This is a genomic window from Streptomyces anandii JCM 4720, assembly GCF_014650655.1.
Lineage (GTDB): Bacteria > Actinomycetota > Actinomycetes > Streptomycetales > Streptomycetaceae > Streptomyces > Streptomyces anandii.
The window spans coordinates 126,364-141,132 of sequence record NZ_BMVJ01000017.1; the positions used below are offsets into that span (position 1 = coordinate 126,364).

General features: G+C 70.6%; 17 protein-coding genes. 5 read left to right on the top strand and 12 right to left on the bottom strand.

Translation table 11 applies throughout. From position 1 onward, the window contains the following. Positions 1-100: 100 nt before the first annotated feature. From IE249_RS26575 to IE249_RS26615, 9 genes are all read right to left on the bottom strand, one after another. Positions 101-421, bottom strand: a complete 321-nt coding sequence (locus IE249_RS26575) for a DMT family transporter (protein WP_189708659.1) — start codon at positions 419-421, stop codon at positions 101-103. Positions 422-551: 130 nt separating this feature from the next. Then, positions 552-884, bottom strand: a complete 333-nt coding sequence (locus tag IE249_RS26580) for a metal-sulfur cluster assembly factor (protein WP_003989431.1) — start codon at positions 882-884, stop codon at positions 552-554. Beyond that, a complete protein-coding gene (gene sufU, locus IE249_RS26585; protein ID WP_189708661.1) occupies positions 881-1,348 on the bottom strand; it encodes a Fe-S cluster assembly sulfur transfer protein SufU in 468 nt (155 codons plus the stop codon). Before sufU ends, IE249_RS26580 begins: the two co-directional genes overlap by 4 nt. A gap of 11 nt (positions 1,349-1,359) precedes the next feature. Continuing rightward, a complete protein-coding gene (locus tag IE249_RS26590; protein ID WP_189708663.1) occupies positions 1,360-2,616 on the bottom strand; it encodes a cysteine desulfurase in 1,257 nt (418 codons plus the stop codon). Then, the gene (sufC, locus tag IE249_RS26595) at positions 2,613-3,377 is read right to left on the bottom strand and encodes a Fe-S cluster assembly ATPase SufC (protein WP_189708665.1); all 765 of its coding nucleotides are present in this window, start codon (positions 3,375-3,377) and stop codon (positions 2,613-2,615) included. The genes IE249_RS26590 and sufC overlap by 4 nt, the downstream gene beginning before the upstream one ends. A 7-nt stretch (positions 3,378-3,384) precedes the next feature. After that, positions 3,385-3,702 (bottom strand): non-heme iron oxygenase ferredoxin subunit, encoded by a 318-nt coding sequence (locus tag IE249_RS26600; RefSeq protein WP_189708667.1) that lies wholly within the window; start codon positions 3,700-3,702, stop codon positions 3,385-3,387. Beyond that, the gene (gene sufD / locus IE249_RS26605; protein WP_189708669.1) at positions 3,702-4,883 is read right to left on the bottom strand and encodes a Fe-S cluster assembly protein SufD; all 1,182 of its coding nucleotides are present in this window, start codon (positions 4,881-4,883) and stop codon (positions 3,702-3,704) included. Before sufD ends, IE249_RS26600 begins: the two co-directional genes overlap by 1 nt. Before the next feature lie 90 nt (positions 4,884-4,973). Further along, on the bottom strand, positions 4,974-6,395 hold the full coding sequence (gene sufB / locus IE249_RS26610) for a Fe-S cluster assembly protein SufB (protein ID WP_189708671.1): 1,422 nt from the start codon (positions 6,393-6,395) through the stop codon (positions 4,974-4,976). Beyond that, positions 6,392-7,135, bottom strand: coding sequence for a helix-turn-helix transcriptional regulator (locus IE249_RS26615; RefSeq protein WP_189708673.1), 744 nt, complete (start codon positions 7,133-7,135; stop codon positions 6,392-6,394). The genes sufB and IE249_RS26615 overlap by 4 nt, the downstream gene beginning before the upstream one ends. 161 nt (positions 7,136-7,296) lie before the next feature. On the opposite strand from IE249_RS26615, the gene IE249_RS26620 reads away from it, so the two are divergent. The 4 genes from IE249_RS26620 to IE249_RS26635 all read left to right on the top strand — a co-directional run bounded on the left by IE249_RS26620 (position 7,297) and on the right by IE249_RS26635 (position 10,909). After that, complete coding sequence (locus IE249_RS26620) at positions 7,297-8,109, top strand: AAC(3) family N-acetyltransferase (RefSeq protein WP_189708675.1); 813 nt, start codon at positions 7,297-7,299, stop codon at positions 8,107-8,109. A gap of 31 nt (positions 8,110-8,140) precedes the next feature. Beyond that, complete coding sequence (locus tag IE249_RS26625) at positions 8,141-9,064, top strand: ABC transporter ATP-binding protein (protein WP_189708677.1); 924 nt, start codon at positions 8,141-8,143, stop codon at positions 9,062-9,064. 65 nt (positions 9,065-9,129) lie between these two features. After that, positions 9,130-9,846, top strand: a complete 717-nt coding sequence (locus IE249_RS26630; protein WP_189708710.1) for an ABC transporter permease — start codon at positions 9,130-9,132, stop codon at positions 9,844-9,846. 55 nt (positions 9,847-9,901) lie between these two features. Then, complete coding sequence (locus tag IE249_RS26635) at positions 9,902-10,909, top strand: COX15/CtaA family protein (RefSeq protein ID WP_189708712.1); 1,008 nt, start codon at positions 9,902-9,904, stop codon at positions 10,907-10,909. Positions 10,910-10,946: 37 nt separating this feature from the next. Here the strand turns inward: IE249_RS26635 and IE249_RS26640 are convergent, their stop codons facing one another. The 3 genes from IE249_RS26640 to IE249_RS26650 all read right to left on the bottom strand — a co-directional run bounded on the left by IE249_RS26640 (position 10,947) and on the right by IE249_RS26650 (position 13,497). Further along, a complete protein-coding gene (locus IE249_RS26640) occupies positions 10,947-12,053 on the bottom strand; it encodes an amidohydrolase family protein (protein WP_189708679.1) in 1,107 nt (368 codons plus the stop codon). 58 nt (positions 12,054-12,111) lie between these two features. After that, on the bottom strand, positions 12,112-12,444 hold the full coding sequence (locus IE249_RS26645; RefSeq protein ID WP_189708681.1) for a hypothetical protein: 333 nt from the start codon (positions 12,442-12,444) through the stop codon (positions 12,112-12,114). A 96-nt stretch (positions 12,445-12,540) separates the two neighbouring features. Beyond that, on the bottom strand, positions 12,541-13,497 hold the full coding sequence (locus IE249_RS26650) for a heme o synthase (RefSeq protein WP_189708714.1): 957 nt from the start codon (positions 13,495-13,497) through the stop codon (positions 12,541-12,543). A 374-nt stretch (positions 13,498-13,871) separates the two neighbouring features. Here IE249_RS26650 and IE249_RS38565 point away from each other — a divergent pair. After that, on the top strand, positions 13,872-14,769 hold an 898-nt coding region (locus IE249_RS38565; protein ID WP_229859326.1), incomplete at its 3' end, for a transketolase family protein.

Consider the following 14,769-nt stretch of genomic DNA (forward strand, 5'->3'; position numbering starts at 1 on the left):
GTGTCGGTCATGGGGGAAACCTAACGTGAGCGCCCCGGCCCCGGCGAACCGCTCCCCGGGGCGTCTCATGGACCGGTCGGGCGGGGCCCGGACCGGCTGGTCAATGCGCCCCGCCGAGGTTCAGCACCACCACCCCGCCGACGATCAGCACGATCCCGGCGACCTTGGCCACGCCGAGCCCCTCCCCGAAGAGCACCAGCCCGATCGCGGCCACGGCCGCGGTGCCCACCCCCGACCAGATGGCGTAGGCCGAGCCGATGGAGACGGTCTTCAGGGTCTGGGCGAGCAGGGCGAAGGAGAGCACGTAGCCGAGGACGGTCACCAGCGAGGGGCCGAGCCTGCTGAAGCCCTCGCTGTACTTCATGGCGGTGGTGGCGGCGACTTCCGCGGCGATGGCGCCGGCGAGCATCACGTATCCCATGGAACCCGGAGCCTAATGACGCGGTGATGGCGCGTGTACGGTGCGTACGGCGGAACACGGAGACGGCGAGGCCCGTAAGGAACCTCGCCGTCTCCGTGTTCCGCGCGTGCGGCGGCCGTGCGCGTGGGGCTCAGACGTTGAAGCCCAGCGCGCGCAGCTGCTCGCGGCCGTCGTCGGTGATCTTGTCCGGACCCCACGGCGGCATCCAGACCCAGTTGATGCGCAACTCGCTGACCAGGCCGTCGGTGGCGGACTTGGCCTGGTCCTCGATCACGTCGGTCAGCGGGCAGGCCGCCGAGGTCAGGGTCATGTCGACGGTCGCGATGTTCGACTCGTCGACGTGGATGCCGTAGATCAGCCCCAGGTTGACGACGTCGATGCCCAGTTCGGGGTCGACCACGTCCATCAGGGCCTCGCGGAGCTCCTCCTCCGAGGCCGGCTTCATCTCCACGGTCTCGCTCATGCCGTCTTCCTTTCGGCGTCGGCGCCGTCCAGCGCCTGGGCCGTCGCGTCCTTCCAGGCCATCCAGCTCAGCAGGGCGCACTTGACCCGGGCCGGGTACTTCGACACCCCGGCGAACGCCACCGCGTCCTCCAGGACGTCCTCCATCGCGTCGTCGGGCTCGATCTTCCCCTTGGACTGCATCAGCTCCAGGAAGGTCTCCTGGATCTTCTGCGCCTCCGCCAGCTCCTTGCCGACGAGGAGTTCGTTCAGCACGGACGCCGAGGCCTGGCTGATGGAGCAGCCCTGGCCCTCGTACGAGACGTCGCTGATCGTCGTGCCGTCGTACTTGACGCGCAGCGTGATCTCGTCGCCGCACGTCGGGTTGACGTGGTGCACCTCGGCGTCGCCGTCCCGCAAGCCCCGCCCGTGCGGGTTCTTGTAGTGGTCCAGGATGACTTCCTGGTACATGGAGTCCAGCTTCACGCCTCAGCCCCTCATCCGAAGAAGTTCCGTACGTGCTCCAGGCCCTCGACCAGAGCGTCGATCTCGGCCGGAGTGGAGTACAGATAGAACGACGCTCGCGTGGTCGCGGGAATTCCGTACCGGAGGCAGACGGGCCGCGCGCAGTGGTGGCCGACGCGGACCGCGATGCCCTGCTCGTCCAGGACCTGGCCCACGTCGTGCGGGTGGATGTCGCCGAGCGTGAAGGAGATCGCGGCGCCTCGGTCCTCGGCCGTGGTGGGGCCGATGATGCGCAGGTCCGGGACCTCCGCCAGCCGCTTCACCGCGTACTCGGTGAGCGCGTGCTCGTGGGCGAGGATCCTGTCCATGCCGATCGAGTCGAGGTAGTCGATCGCCGCGCCGAGGCCGACCGCCTGCGCGATCGGCGGGGTGCCCGCCTCGAACTTGTGCGGGGCGGGCGCGTACGTCGAGGAGTGCATCGACACGGTCTCGATCATCTCGCCGCCGCCGAGGAACGGAGGCAGGTCCTCCAGCAGCTCCTGGCGGCCCCACAGGACGCCGATGCCGGTCGGGCCGCACATCTTGTGGCCGGTGAAGGCCACGAAGTCGGCCTGGAGGGCCTGGACGTCCAGCGGCATGTGCGGGGCGGCCTGGGAGGCGTCGACGCAGACCAGGGCGCCGACCTCCTGGGCGCGGCGCACTATCGCCTCGACCGGGTTGACCGTGCCCAGGATGTTGGACACCAGCACGAAGGAGACGATCTTCGTCTTCTCGGTGATGATCTCGTCGATTCGGGACAGGTCGAGCCGGCCGTCGTCGGTCAGCCCGAACCACTTCAGCTTCGCGCCCGTGCGCTGCGCGAGCAGCTGCCAGGGGACGATGTTGGAGTGGTGCTCCATCTCCGTGATGACGATCTCGGTCTCGTGGTCCACCCGGTAGGGCTCGTCGGCCCAGCCCAGCATGTTCGCCACGAGGTTGAGCGACTCGGAGGCGTTCTTGGTGAAGATCACCTCGTCGCGGCTCGGCGCGTTGATGAACGCGGCGACCTTGTCGCGCGCGCCCTCGTACAGCGCCGTGGCCTCCTCGGCGAGCACATGCACACCGCGGTGGACGTTGGCGTTGTAGCGCTCGTAGTACTCGCTCAGGGCGTCCAGCACCTGGCGCGGCTTCTGCGACGTCGCCGCGTTGTCCAGGTACACGAGCTTCCGGCCGTCGTGGACCACGCGGTCCAGGACGGGGAAGTCCTTGCGGAGCGCCTCGGTGTCGAGGAGGCCCGGCAGCTGTGTCACTCGGATGCGCCACCCTTCGTGTAAGCCTCGTAGCCCTCGTTCTCCAGCTTGTCCGCGAGCTCGGGACCGCCGGACTCGACGATGCGGCCGCCGGCGAACACGTGGACGTGGTCGGGCTTGATGTAGCGCAGGATGCGCGTGTAGTGGGTGATCAGCAGGGTGCCGACCTCGCCGGTGTCGCGGACGCGGTTGACGCCCTCGGAGACGATCCGCAGCGCGTCGACGTCCAGGCCGGAGTCGGTCTCGTCGAGGATCGCGATCTTCGGCTTGAGCAGCTCCAGCTGGAGGATCTCGTGGCGCTTCTTCTCACCGCCGGAGAAGCCCTCGTTGACGTTGCGCTCGGCGAAGGAGGGGTCCATGTGGAGCCGCTCCATGGTCTCCTTGACCTCCTTCACCCAGGTGCGCAGCTTGGGGGCCTCGCCGCGGACGGCGGTGGCGGAGGTGCGCAGGAAGTTGGAGACGGAGACGCCGGGGACCTCGACCGGGTACTGCATCGCCAGGAACAGGCCCGCGCGGGCGCGCTCGTCGACGGACATCTCCAGGACGTCCTCGCCGTCGAGCAGCACGGTGCCACTGGTGATCGTGTACTTGGGGTGACCCGCGAGCGAGTAGGCGAGGGTCGACTTGCCCGAGCCGTTGGGGCCCATGATGGCGTGCGTCTCGCCCTGCTTCACGGTGAGGTCGACGCCCTTGAGGATCTCCTTCGTGGCGTTGTCGGCCTCGACGGTGACGTGCAGGTCTCGGATTTCAAGCGTTGCCATGGGTGCCTCAGGACTCCTGGGAGAGGGAGACGAGCACGTCGTCCCCTTCGATCTTTACGGGGTATACGGGGACGGGGCGTGTCGCGGGCAGCGCGTCCGGCTTGCCGGAACGGAGGTCGAAGCGCGAGCCGTGCAGCCAGCACTCGACGTGGCAGTCGTCGACCTCGCCCTCGGCGAGCGAGACGTTCGCGTGGGAGCAGATGTCGTAGATCGCGAAGACTTCGTCGCAGGTGCGCACGAGGGAGATGGGCGTGCCGTCGAGTTCCACCCGCTTCGGGGTGTCCTCCTCCAGCTCGCTCAGCCCGCAGACGCGTACGTAGGCCATCAGACGGTGGCCTCCAGCTCGGCCTCGATCTTCTCGATCAGCCGTGCCTCGATGTCGTCGACGCCGATCTGCTGGACCAGCTCGGCGAAGAAGCCGCGCACCACCAGACGGCGGGCGTCCTGCTCGGGGATGCCGCGGGCCATCAGGTAGAAGAGCTGCTCGTCGTCGAAGCGGCCGGTGGCGGAGGCGTGACCGGCGCCGACGATCTCGCCGGTCTCGATCTCCAGGTTGGGCACCGAGTCGACTCGGGCGCCGTCGGTCAGGACGAGGTTGCGGTTCATCTCGTACGTGTCCGTGCCCTCGGCCCTGGCCTCGATGAGCACGTCGCCGATCCACACCGCGTGTGCGTCGTCGCCCTGGAGCGCGCCCTTGTAGACGACGTTCGACTTGCAGTGCGGGGTGTTGTGGTCGACGAAGAGCCGGTGCTCCTGGTGCTGGGCGGAGTCGGTGAAGTACAGGCCGAGCAGCTCGGCCTCGCCGCCGGGGCCGGCGTAGGTCACGCGCGGGTGCAGCCGGACCAGGTCGCCGCCGAAGGTGACGACGACGGACTTGAAGGAGGCGTCGCGGCCGATGCGCGCGTTGTGCTGGGCGACGTGCACGGACTTGTCGTCCCAGTCCTGGACGGAGACGACGGTCAGCTTGGCGCCGTCGCCGAGCAGGTAGTCGACGTTGGCGGCGAGCACCGCGTCACCGGTGTGGTCGATGACGACGACGGCCTCGGCGAAGGCGCCGAGCTCGATGACCTGGTGGCAGTAGGCGGTGCCGCCCTGGCCGTGCACCGCGATGCGGACGGGCTCGGTGAGGACGGTCTCCTTGGGGACGGTCACGACCGAGGCCTTCTCGAAGGCGGAGTAGGCCTGCGCGGCGATGCGGTCCACGGGGGTGCCGGCCCTGCCGAGCCGGGCGTCGTCGCGGCCGACGGTCTCGACGGTGACGCCCTCGGGGGCCTGGACGTCCACCTTCACGCCCTCGCCGGTGGCGGTGGCGGTGCCGTCGTGCAGGCCGCGCAGCCGCTCCAGCGGGGTGAACCGCCACTCCTCCTCGCGGCCGTGCGGGACCGGGAAGTCCGCCACGTCGAAGGACGGGGGCGCGCTCATGCGCGTGGCGACGGTCGACTCGGCGGCGACCGCGATCTGGCCCGCGGTGGTGGACCCCACGGGGATGTTCTGGGCCTCGGCCATGGCTGTCGTATTGCTCGCTTTCCGTTACGTAAGGGCCTGACGGGGACGGCGGGCCGGGGTCGGTCGGACGACCGCCGGCCCGGGCCGGTGCTAACCGACCGCGCCCTCCATCTGCAGCTCGATCAGCCGGTTGAGCTCCAGCGCGTACTCCATGGGCAGTTCCTTGGCGATCGGCTCGACGAAGCCGCGCACGATCATCGCCATCGCCTCGAACTCGGACAGACCACGGCTCATCAGGTAGAAGAGCTGGTCCTCGGAGACCTTGGAGACGGTGGCCTCGTGCCCCATGGACACGTCGTCCTCGCGGACGTCGACGTAGGGGTAGGTGTCGGAGCGGGAGATGGTGTCGACGAGCAGCGCGTCGCACAGCACGTTCGACTTCGATCCCGCGGCGCCCTCGCCGATCTCCACCAGGCCGCGGTAGGAGGTGCGGCCGCCGCCGCGCGCCACCGACTTGGAGACGATGTTGGAGGAGGTGTTCGGCGCCATGTGGACCATCTTGGAACCGGCGTCCTGGTGCTGGCCCTCGCCGGCGAAGGCGATGGACAGGGTCTCGCCCTTGGCGTGCTCGCCCATCAGGTAGACGGCCGGGTACTTCATCGTCACCTTGGAGCCGATGTTGCCGTCGATCCACTCCATGGTCGCGCCCTCGTAGGCCACGGCGCGCTTGGTGACCAGGTTGTAGACGTTGTTCGACCAGTTCTGGATGGTCGTGTAGCGGCAGCGGGCGTTCTTCTTGACGATGATCTCGACCACGGCGCTGTGCAGCGAGTCCGACTTGTAGATCGGGGCGGTGCAGCCCTCGACGTAGTGCACGTAGGCGCCCTCGTCGACGATGATCAGGGTGCGCTCGAACTGGCCCATGTTCTCGGTGTTGATCCGGAAGTAGGCCTGGAGCGGGATCTCGACGTGGACGCCCGGCGGGACGTAGATGAAGGAGCCGCCGGACCACACGGCGGTGTTCAGCGAGGCGAACTTGTTGTCGCCGGCCGGGATGACCGTGCCGAAGTACTCCTTGAAGAGCTCGGGGTGCTCCTTCAGGGCGGTGTCGGTGTCCAGGAAGATGACGCCCTGCTCCTCCAGGTCCTCGCGGATCTGGTGGTAGACGACCTCCGACTCGTACTGCGCGGCGACACCGGCGACCAGGCGCTGCTTCTCCGCCTCCGGGATGCCGAGCCGGTCGTAGGTGTTCTTGATGTCCTCGGGCAGTTCCTCCCAGGACTCCGCCTGCTTCTCCGTGGAGCGCACGAAGTACTTGATGTTGTCGAAGTCGATCCCCGACAGGTCCGAGCCCCAGTTCGGCATGGGCTTCTTCTCGAAGAGGCGCAGACCCTTCAGACGCAGCTTGGTCATCCACTCCGGCTCGGACTTCTTGGCCGAGATGTCGCGGACGACCTCCTCGTTCAGACCGCGCCTGGCGGAGGCGCCGGCCACGTCGGAGTCGGCCCAGCCGTATTCGTAGTTGCCCAGGCCCTCGAGTTCGGGGTGGGCAGTCTCCGTGGGGAGAGTCATGCGGGGTTCCTCCCGGCCGTGCTTGCGGATGCGTCGTTGGGAATCTTGGGGATGAACGTCGTGCAGACGCCGTCGCCGTGCGCGATGGTCGCCAGCCGCTGGACGTGGGTACCCAGGAGCTCGGCGAAGATCTCCGTCTCCGCCTCGCACAGCTGGGGGAACTGTTCGGCGACGTGGGCGACCGGGCAGTGGTGCTGGCAGAGCTGCTCACCCTTGTGCGGGAGGGGCGCGCTGCGCGCCGTAGCAGCGTACCCGTCCTGGCTCAGGGCCCTGGCCAGCGCTTCGGCGCGCTCGTCGGGTCCCGCGCCCTCGATCGCCTCGCGGTAAGCGCGCGCCTGTGCGGCGATCCGGGCGCGGGCGAAGGCGACGACCGCCTCCTGGCCGCCCTCCTGGTCGGCGATCCAGCGCAGCGCGTCGGCGGCGAGCTTGTCGTAGGACTGGTCGAAGGCGTCGCGGCCGCAGTCGGTGAGCGCGAAGACCTTGGCGGGGCGGCCACGGGTGCGCGCCCCGTAGACCCGGCGCTCGCGCGCCTCGACCACGTCGTCGGCGGCCAGCGCGTCCAGATGGCGCCGCACGGCCGCCTGGGTGAGTCCCAGCCGCCCGGCCAGCTCGGCGACGGTCGACGGGCCGTGGTCCAGGATGGACCGCGCGACGCGGTTGCGCGTGGAGCGCTCCCCGGTCGCGAACTCCTCCTGAGGGGCCCCCGTGGGGGTCTCCCGAGCCTCGCCGACGTTTTTCACAACGCCATTGTTGCGTAATTCCTGCGGGAGTGACAAGCGACACCGGCCGGAGCGGGCGGTGCCCTGCGTCACTTAGGCGAACCTAATCCCACCTGCGGAAACGGTCCGGTGCCGAAGAATCCGGTGGCGGGCGGCGGATGTGGGCGGAAGACTGCCGGACCATGCCCACACCCCCTCCGACCGGCCCACTCGTGACCCGGGACACCGTCTCCGGCGCCCTGCGGGAGCTCGGCGTGCGCCCCGGCGAGATCCTCCTCGCGCACTCCTCCCTGAGTTCACTCGGCTGGGTCTGCGGCGGCCCCGTCGCGGTGGTCCGGGGACTGCTGGACGCCCTCGGCCCGGACGGCACCCTGGTGGTCCCCACCCAGTCCGGCGACCTCTCCGACCCTGCCCTGTGGAGCAGCCCGCCGGTGCCCGAGGAGTGGTGGGAGACCATCCGCGCCTCGATGCCCGTCTACGACCCCCGCACCACGCCCTCACGCGGGGTCGGCGTGATCCCGGAGACCGTGCGCACCTGGCCGGGCGCGCTGCGCAGCGCCCACCCGCACACCTCGTTCGCGGCCCTCGGCCCGCGCGCGGCGGAGATCGTCGGGAATCATGCGCCCGACTGCCGGCTCGGGGAGCGCAGTCCGCTGGCGCGGCTGGAGTCGCTCGGCGCGCGGGTGCTGCTGCTCGGGGCCGGATACGACACGTGCACCAGCTTCCACCTGGCCGAGTACCGGATACCGGGCCCGCTCGTCGGGGTGGGCAGGCCCGGCCCCGACGGGTGGGAGGTGCTGACCGAGGTGTCCATCACCTCCGAGCGGTTCGACGAGCTCGGCCACGACTTCGAGCGGGACCGGCCGGTGGCGCGGGGCAGGGTCGGCGCCGCCGGGGCCAGGCTGTTCCCCGTGGCCGACGCGGTGGCGTACGCCGAGCGGTGGCTGGCGCTGCACCGGCCCCGTGAGGAGGACTTCCCGTACCCGGCCGTCTGAGAGCACGCGCGCGTACCTAGACTCTGGGTCCATGCGAAGTGAGCCCGTGGTCCAGGTCCAGGCACTGGTGAAGCGGTACGGCACGAAGACCGCGGTGGACGGCCTCGACCTGGTGGCCCGGGCGGGAGTGACCGCCGTACTCGGTCCCAACGGTGCGGGCAAGACGACGACGGTCGAGACCTGCGAGGGGTACCGGCGGCCGGATTCCGGCACGGTGCGCGTCCTGGGTCTCGACCCCGTCGGACAGTCCCGCGAACTGCGGCCCCGGATCGGGGTGATGCTCCAGTCCGGGGGCGTGTACTCCGGTGCGCGCGCCGACGAGATGCTGCGCCACGTGGCGAAGCTGCACGCCCATCCCCTCGACGTGGACGCCCTGATCGAGCGGCTGGGTCTCGGCTCCTGCGGCCGCACCGGCTACCGCCGGCTGTCCGGCGGGCAGCAGCAGCGGCTCGCGCTCGCCATGGCCGTGGTGGGCCGCCCCGAGCTGGTGTTCCTGGACGAGCCGACCGCGGGCCTGGATCCGCAGGCCCGCCGGGCCACCTGGGACCTGGTGCGCGACCTGCGCGGCGACGGCGTCTCCGTGATCCTCACCACGCACTACATGGAGGAGGCCGAGCAGCTCGCCGACGACGTGGCGATCATCGACGCCGGCCGGGTCATCGCCCAGGGCTCCCCGGAGGAGCTGTGCCGCGGCGGCGCGGAGAACACCCTGCGTTTCACCGGCCGCCCCGGCCTGGACATCGGATCCCTGCTCAAGGCGCTGCCCGCCGACTGCACCGCCGCCGAGCTGACCCCGGGCGCCTACCGCGTCGTCGGCAAGGTCGACCCGCAGCTGCTCGCCACGGTGACGTCCTGGTGCGCCCAGCACGGGGTCATGCCGGACCGGATCTCCGTGGAGCGGCACACTCTTGAGGACGTCTTCCTGGAGCTGACCGGCAAGGAGCTGCGCTCGTGACCACCGCCACCGGCCCCGCCACGGGCACCTACGCCCCGAAGCCCGGGGCGGCCCCCCTCCCCCGCATGATCACCGCCCAGGCGGTGCTCGAGACCAGGATGCTGCTGCGCAACGGCGAGCAGCTGCTGCTCACCGCCGTGATCCCGACCCTGCTGCTGGTGCTGTTCAGCTCGGTGGACATCGTGGACACCGGCGCCGGGAAGAGCGTGGACTTCCTCACACCCGGCATCCTCGCGCTGGCGGTGATGTCGACCGCGTTCACCGGGCAGGCCATCGCGACCGGCTTCGAGCGGCGCTACGGCGTGCTCAAGCGGCTGGCGTCCTCTCCGCTGCCGCGCTGGGGCCTGATGACCGCCAAGACGGCCTCGGTGCTGGTCACCGAGGTCCTCCAGGTGATCCTGCTGACCGCGATCGCCCTCGCGCTCGGCTGGTCGCCGCACGGCAACCCGCTCGCCGTGCTCCTGCTGCTCGTCCTCGGCACGGCCGCCTTCTCCGGGCTGGGCCTGCTGATGGCGGGCACGCTCAAGGCCGAGGCCACGCTGGCCGCGGCCAACCTGGTCTTCCTGCTGCTGCTCATGGGCGGCGGCGTGATCGTGCCGCTGGACAAGTTCCCGGCGGGCGCCCGCAGCGTCCTGGAGCTGCTTCCCGTCTCCGCCCTGTCCGACGGGCTGCGGGCGGTGCTGCGGCACGGCGCGGGCCTGCCGTGGGGCGACTGCGGCATCCTCGCGGTGTGGGCCGTCGTGGGACTCGCGGCCGCCGGGAAGTTCTTCCGCTGGGAGTAGGGACACAAGGCCTGCCATGGACCCTCGTGAAACCGTGCACAAGCAGCGCCCTACGATGGAACGCGTGCCGAACCTGACCCGCGCCGACGCCCTCGCCGCCGTGCGCAACCCGCTCGCCTTCATCGCCGGACGCTGGACCCCGCACCCGAGGACCGTCCAGCGCGCCGCGTTCGCCGCGCTCGCCATGGGCGTCATCATCGTCGTCACCGGCGGCGCCGTCCGGCTCACCGGCTCAGGGCTTGGCTGCCCCACCTGGCCGACCTGCACGGACACCTCGCTGACCACCACACGGGCGATGGGCTTCCACGGCGTCATCGAGTTCGGCAACCGCATGCTGACGTACGTGCTGTGCGCGGCCGTCGGCTGGGCGATCGTCGCCGCGCGGGCCCAGAAGCCGTGGCGGCGCAGCCTGACCCGGCTCGGCTGGGCGCAGTTCTGGATCGTCATGGGCAACGCGGTGCTCGGCGGCATCGTCGTCCTGGTCGGCCTGAACCCGTACACCGTCGCGGCGCACTTCCTGCTGTCCAGCGCGCTGATCGCGGTGGCCACGGTGATGTGGCAGCGCACCCGCGAGGGCGACACGGCGCCGCGCCCGCTGGTCGGCAAGGCCGTGCAGCAGCTGGTGTGGTTCCTGGTCGTGGCGAGCGGGCTGCTGATCGTGGTGGGCACGGTGGTGACCGGCGCGGGCCCCCACGCGGGCGACTCCAAGGAGGTCGAGCGGATCCCCGTCGACTGGGAGACGGTCGCCAAGATGCACGCGGTGCTCGCCTGGATCGTGGTGACGCTGACGTTCGCGCTGTGGTTCGTCCTCAAGGCCGTCGACGCGCCCCCGGGCCCGCTGCACCGCACGCGCGAGCTGTTCCTGATCCTGCTCGGCCAGGGCGTCATCGGCTACGTCCAGTACTTCACGCACCTGCCCGAGGCGCTGGTGGCGCTGCACATGCTGGGCTCCTGCGTGATGTGGGTCGGGGTGCTGAGGGTGCTGCTGTCGCTGCGGGAGCGTCCCGTGTCCGTGACCGGTCTGCCCGGGCCTTCCACCGAGGCGAGCCTGACGACGGCGTAGCCGGCCTCCCGCGCGGGGGCACGTTGCGGGCGGGCGCTCAGCGCAGCCCGTACACCCGCCCGGCGTTGCCCGCCGCGACCATCCGGGCCACCCGCTGCGCGTCCCCCGGCGACCAGGCGCCCTCCGCGACCCAGGCGCCCAGCACCCGGTCCAGCGCCTCGGTGAACAGCCGGGCGCCCACCACGTGCAGCTCGGGCAGGCCGTGCGCCCCGCTGGAGAAGAGGATCTTGCCGAACGGGGCCAGCTCCAGGATCTCGGCGAGGATCGTCGCGGCCCGCGCACCGGTGCGCACCAGGGCGGCGCCCGAGTCGGCGTACACGTGCGGGAAGACGCCGGCCAGGTGGGCGGCCTGGCGGTGGTACGGGTAGCCGTGCAGCAGCACGAGGTCGGTGCCCAGGCCCGCGGTGGCCCGTACGAAGTCGGTCAGCAGCACCGGGTCGGTGCGGTCGATGCGCGCGCCCGGCTCGCCGAGGCCCGCGTGCAGTTGCAGCGGGCGGCCGGAGGCGACCGCGATCCACAGCAGGTGGCGCAGCAGCACCGGGTCGCTCAGCTCGCCGCCGACCCGCCGTCCGGCCAGCCAGCGGCCCGCCGCGCCCCGCACCTCACCCGGCCCGGGCGGCTCCGGCGCGAGCGCCAGGCCGTGCCGCAGGCCCGCCACGGAGGTGAAGGCGACGGCGTGCGCGGCCGCGCCGTGCACCGACTCGGCGAGGTTGGCGAGGAAGGACTCGACGGTCCCGGAGGTGTCGGCGACCTGCTCGGCGAGCAGTTCCAGACGCACGATCTCGTGCGCGGCCGCGTCTGCCGTGGAGGCCATCTCGCCGGGCCCGGTGAGGTCCCCGGGCAGCCCGGTGTCGACGAGGTAGGTCGTGATGCCGCTGCCGCGCAGCAGCCTGCGGCCGGCCTCCAGCACGCCCAGTTCCCTGCGGCGGGCCAGATAGCGCGCGGGCTGGCAGTGCGGCTCGAGGTCGAGCAGCGGGGGGCACCAGCGGCGTAGGGCGAAACCGGTCTGGGTGTCGAAGAGGGTGGTGCCGGGGGCGGGCGGGCCCTCGGTGCGGGCCAGCTGGGCCTCGAAGGTGCCGAGGCCCAGCTCCGTTCTCAGGACGCCGTGGCAGTACTGGTCCACCAGGGACGGCGTTTCGATCATCCGGACTCCCCGTTCGGTGGACGCGTGCTCCTCACACGTCCTAACGGGTGAACCGGCGTCAGGTGTTGCTGGGACCGCCCACCTGGATCCCGGCCATGCGCGTCCACTCGTACGGACCGGTGCGCACCTTGGCCGCGAACTCGCCGTCGAAGTCCTCGTGGAGGGTGATGCCGGCCTTCGCCACGGCCTTCTCGGCCAGTTCGCAGGAGGGCGCCACCAGGTCGCCCCAGCCGCCGTCCTCGCCGACGAGAACGATGCGCGCGCCGCGCTCGCCGAGGTGGGCCACCTGGCCCTCGGCACCGCCGTGCGCCCTGGAGAACGCACCGATCCGCTTGGCGAGGCGCGCCACCGTGCGCTCGTCCTTCGGGTCCACCTGCTCAGTCTCTGCCATGACCAGGATGCTACCGACGGGTAGATCAAACGGCGACGGGTGGGGTGCGTGGCCTTGACCACGCACCCCACCCGAAGTGCTTCGCACGCGTGCCCTCTAGCGCAGGAAGGGGTCCACCGCCACCGCGACGAACAGCAGCGAGACGTAGGTGATGGACCAGTGGAACAGGCGCATCTCCTTGAGCTTGCCGCCGGTCGCCTCGGCCTTGGCGCGGTTCTGCAGCGCGTGCGCCTCCCACAGCCACCAGCCGCCGGCCGCGAGGGCCACCGCCGTGTAGAACCAGCCGGTGTAGCCGAGCGGGGTGAGCAGCAGCGAGACGGCCACCATGACCCAGCTGTAGATGACGATCTGCCGGGCGACGACCTTGTTGGAGGCGATGACCGGCAGCATCGGCACGCCCACGCGCGCGTAGTCGTCCTTGACCTTCATGGACAGCGGCCAGTAGTGCGGCGGCGTCCAGAAGAACATGACGAGGAAGAGGATCACCGGCGCCCAGGACACGGTGCCGGTGACGGAGGACCAGCCGATCAGCACCGGCATGCAGCCGGCGATGCCGCCCCAGACGATGTTCTGCGACGTACGCCTTTTGAGGATCATCGTGTAGACGACGACGTAGAAGAGGAGCGCTCCGAGCGACAGCCATGCCGAGAGCCAGTTGACGGTGAGGCCGAACAGCAGCGTGGAGACGACGGCCAGCGAGATGCCGAAGGCGAGGCACTCGCGCGGGCTCACCATGCCGGTGACGAGCGGCCGCTGCGAGGTGCGGTCCATGAGGGCGTCGATGTCACGGTCGATGTACATGTTCAGCGCGTTGGCGCCGCCCGCGGACAGGTAGCCGCCGACGCAGGTGAGGACGACCAGACCGAGGTCCGGCACGCCCCGCTGCGCCAGGAACATCACCGGAACGGTGGTGATGAGCAGCAGCTCGATGATCCGCGGCTTGGTCAGCGCCACGAACGCCTTGACACGGGCCCCGAACGGCCGGCGGCTCGACTTCTGGCTCGCATCGAGCACCACCCCCGCTGGACGGGATTCGACGGCCGTCACGCACACCCCTGACAGAGACATCCCAGCGAGCCCCGCCATGTGAAGCGGCGGTAAAGGCTCGCGCGTACCACGCCACTGTAGACGTTGCCCAGACCCCGGCCTTCGCGGGGGTGGGGTCGTGTTGGCCCCGGCCCTCCGACGGGCGCGCGCCGGCTCGATTGAGTGATCGGATGAGCGCCTTCGTATTCATGTGCCGAATCGGGTTACGCGCAGGCGGGGAGGCGGATCTGCAAGAGTCCCGGCACTCTGGAATGACGCGGAAAAACGCACGTTCTTACGGGATAGGCTCGACAGCGGCCGGCCGACGCGGAGAAGGCCGGCAGCCGGCGCGCGGTCACGTGCACCGGCATCCGACATGTGGAGAGGAGCCCTGACCCAGGGTGAGCACCAAGCCGACCACCACAGACCTCGAGTGGACCGAGTTGGACCAGCGCGCGGTCGACACCGCACGCGTCCTGGCCGCCGATGCCGTACAGAAGGTCGGCAACGGCCATCCCGGCACGGCGATGAGCCTGGCTCCCGCCGCCTACACCCTCTTCCAGAAGGTGATGCGGCACGACCCGTCCGATCCGCAGTGGGTGGGGCGCGACCGCTTCGTGCTGTCCGCCGGCCACTCCTCCCTGACCCTCTACACCCAGCTGTACCTGGCCGGTTTCGGCCTGGAGCTGGAGGACCTGAAGTCGTTCCGCACCTGGGGCTCGAAGACCCCGGGCCACCCGGAGTACGGGCACACCGCGGGCGTGGAGACCACCACCGGGCCGCTCGGCCAGGGCGTGGCCAACGCGGTGGGCATGGCGATGGCCGCCCGCTACGAGCGCGGCCTGTTCGACCCGGAGGCGGCGCGGGGCGAGTCGCCCTTCGACCACTTCATCTACTGCATCGCCGGTGACGGCTGTCTGCAGGAGGGCATCTCCGCGGAGGCCTCGTCGCTGGCGGGCCACCAGAAGCTCGGCAACCTGATCCTGCTGTGGGACGACAACCACATCTCGATCGAGGGCGACACCGAGACGGCCGTCTCCGAGGACACCGTGAAGCGGTACGAGGCCTACGGCTGGCACGTGCAGCGCGTGGAGGCCAAGGAGAACGGCGACCTGGACCCGCAGGCGATCTTCGCCGCGATCCAGGAGGCCAAGGCGGTCACCGACCGGCCGTCCTTCATCGCGATGCGCTCGATCATCGCCTGGCCCGCCCCGCACGCCCAGAACACCGAGGCCGCGCACGGCTCGGCGCTCGGCGAGGACGAGGTGGCCGCCACCAAGCGCGTCCTCGGCTTCGACC

What these genes read in the sequence shown, in the direction of transcription:
- IE249_RS26635 (WP_189708712.1), top strand. Translation starts at nt 9,902, where the DNA reads ATGGAACGCGTGCCGAACCTGACCCGCGCCGACGCCCTCGCCGCCGTG.
- IE249_RS26640 (WP_189708679.1), bottom strand. Translation starts at nt 12,053, where the DNA reads ATGATCGAAACGCCGTCCCTGGTGGACCAGTACTGCCACGGCGTCCTG.
- IE249_RS26600 (WP_189708667.1), bottom strand. Translation starts at nt 3,702, where the DNA reads ATGGCCTACGTACGCGTCTGCGGGCTGAGCGAGCTGGAGGAGGACACC.
- IE249_RS26645 (WP_189708681.1), bottom strand. Translation starts at nt 12,444, where the DNA reads ATGGCAGAGACTGAGCAGGTGGACCCGAAGGACGAGCGCACGGTGGCG.
- IE249_RS26575 (WP_189708659.1), bottom strand. Translation starts at nt 421, where the DNA reads ATGGGATACGTGATGCTCGCCGGCGCCATCGCCGCGGAAGTCGCCGCC.
- sufD (WP_189708669.1), bottom strand. Translation starts at nt 4,883, where the DNA reads ATGGCCGAGGCCCAGAACATCCCCGTGGGGTCCACCACCGCGGGCCAG.
- IE249_RS26625 (WP_189708677.1), top strand. Translation starts at nt 8,141, where the DNA reads ATGCGAAGTGAGCCCGTGGTCCAGGTCCAGGCACTGGTGAAGCGGTAC.
- IE249_RS26580 (WP_003989431.1), bottom strand. Translation starts at nt 884, where the DNA reads ATGAGCGAGACCGTGGAGATGAAGCCGGCCTCGGAGGAGGAGCTCCGC.
- sufC (WP_189708665.1), bottom strand. Translation starts at nt 3,377, where the DNA reads ATGGCAACGCTTGAAATCCGAGACCTGCACGTCACCGTCGAGGCCGAC.
- IE249_RS26620 (WP_189708675.1), top strand. Translation starts at nt 7,297, where the DNA reads ATGCCCACACCCCCTCCGACCGGCCCACTCGTGACCCGGGACACCGTC.
- IE249_RS26630 (WP_189708710.1), top strand. Translation starts at nt 9,130, where the DNA reads ATGATCACCGCCCAGGCGGTGCTCGAGACCAGGATGCTGCTGCGCAAC.
- sufB (WP_189708671.1), bottom strand. Translation starts at nt 6,395, where the DNA reads ATGACTCTCCCCACGGAGACTGCCCACCCCGAACTCGAGGGCCTGGGC.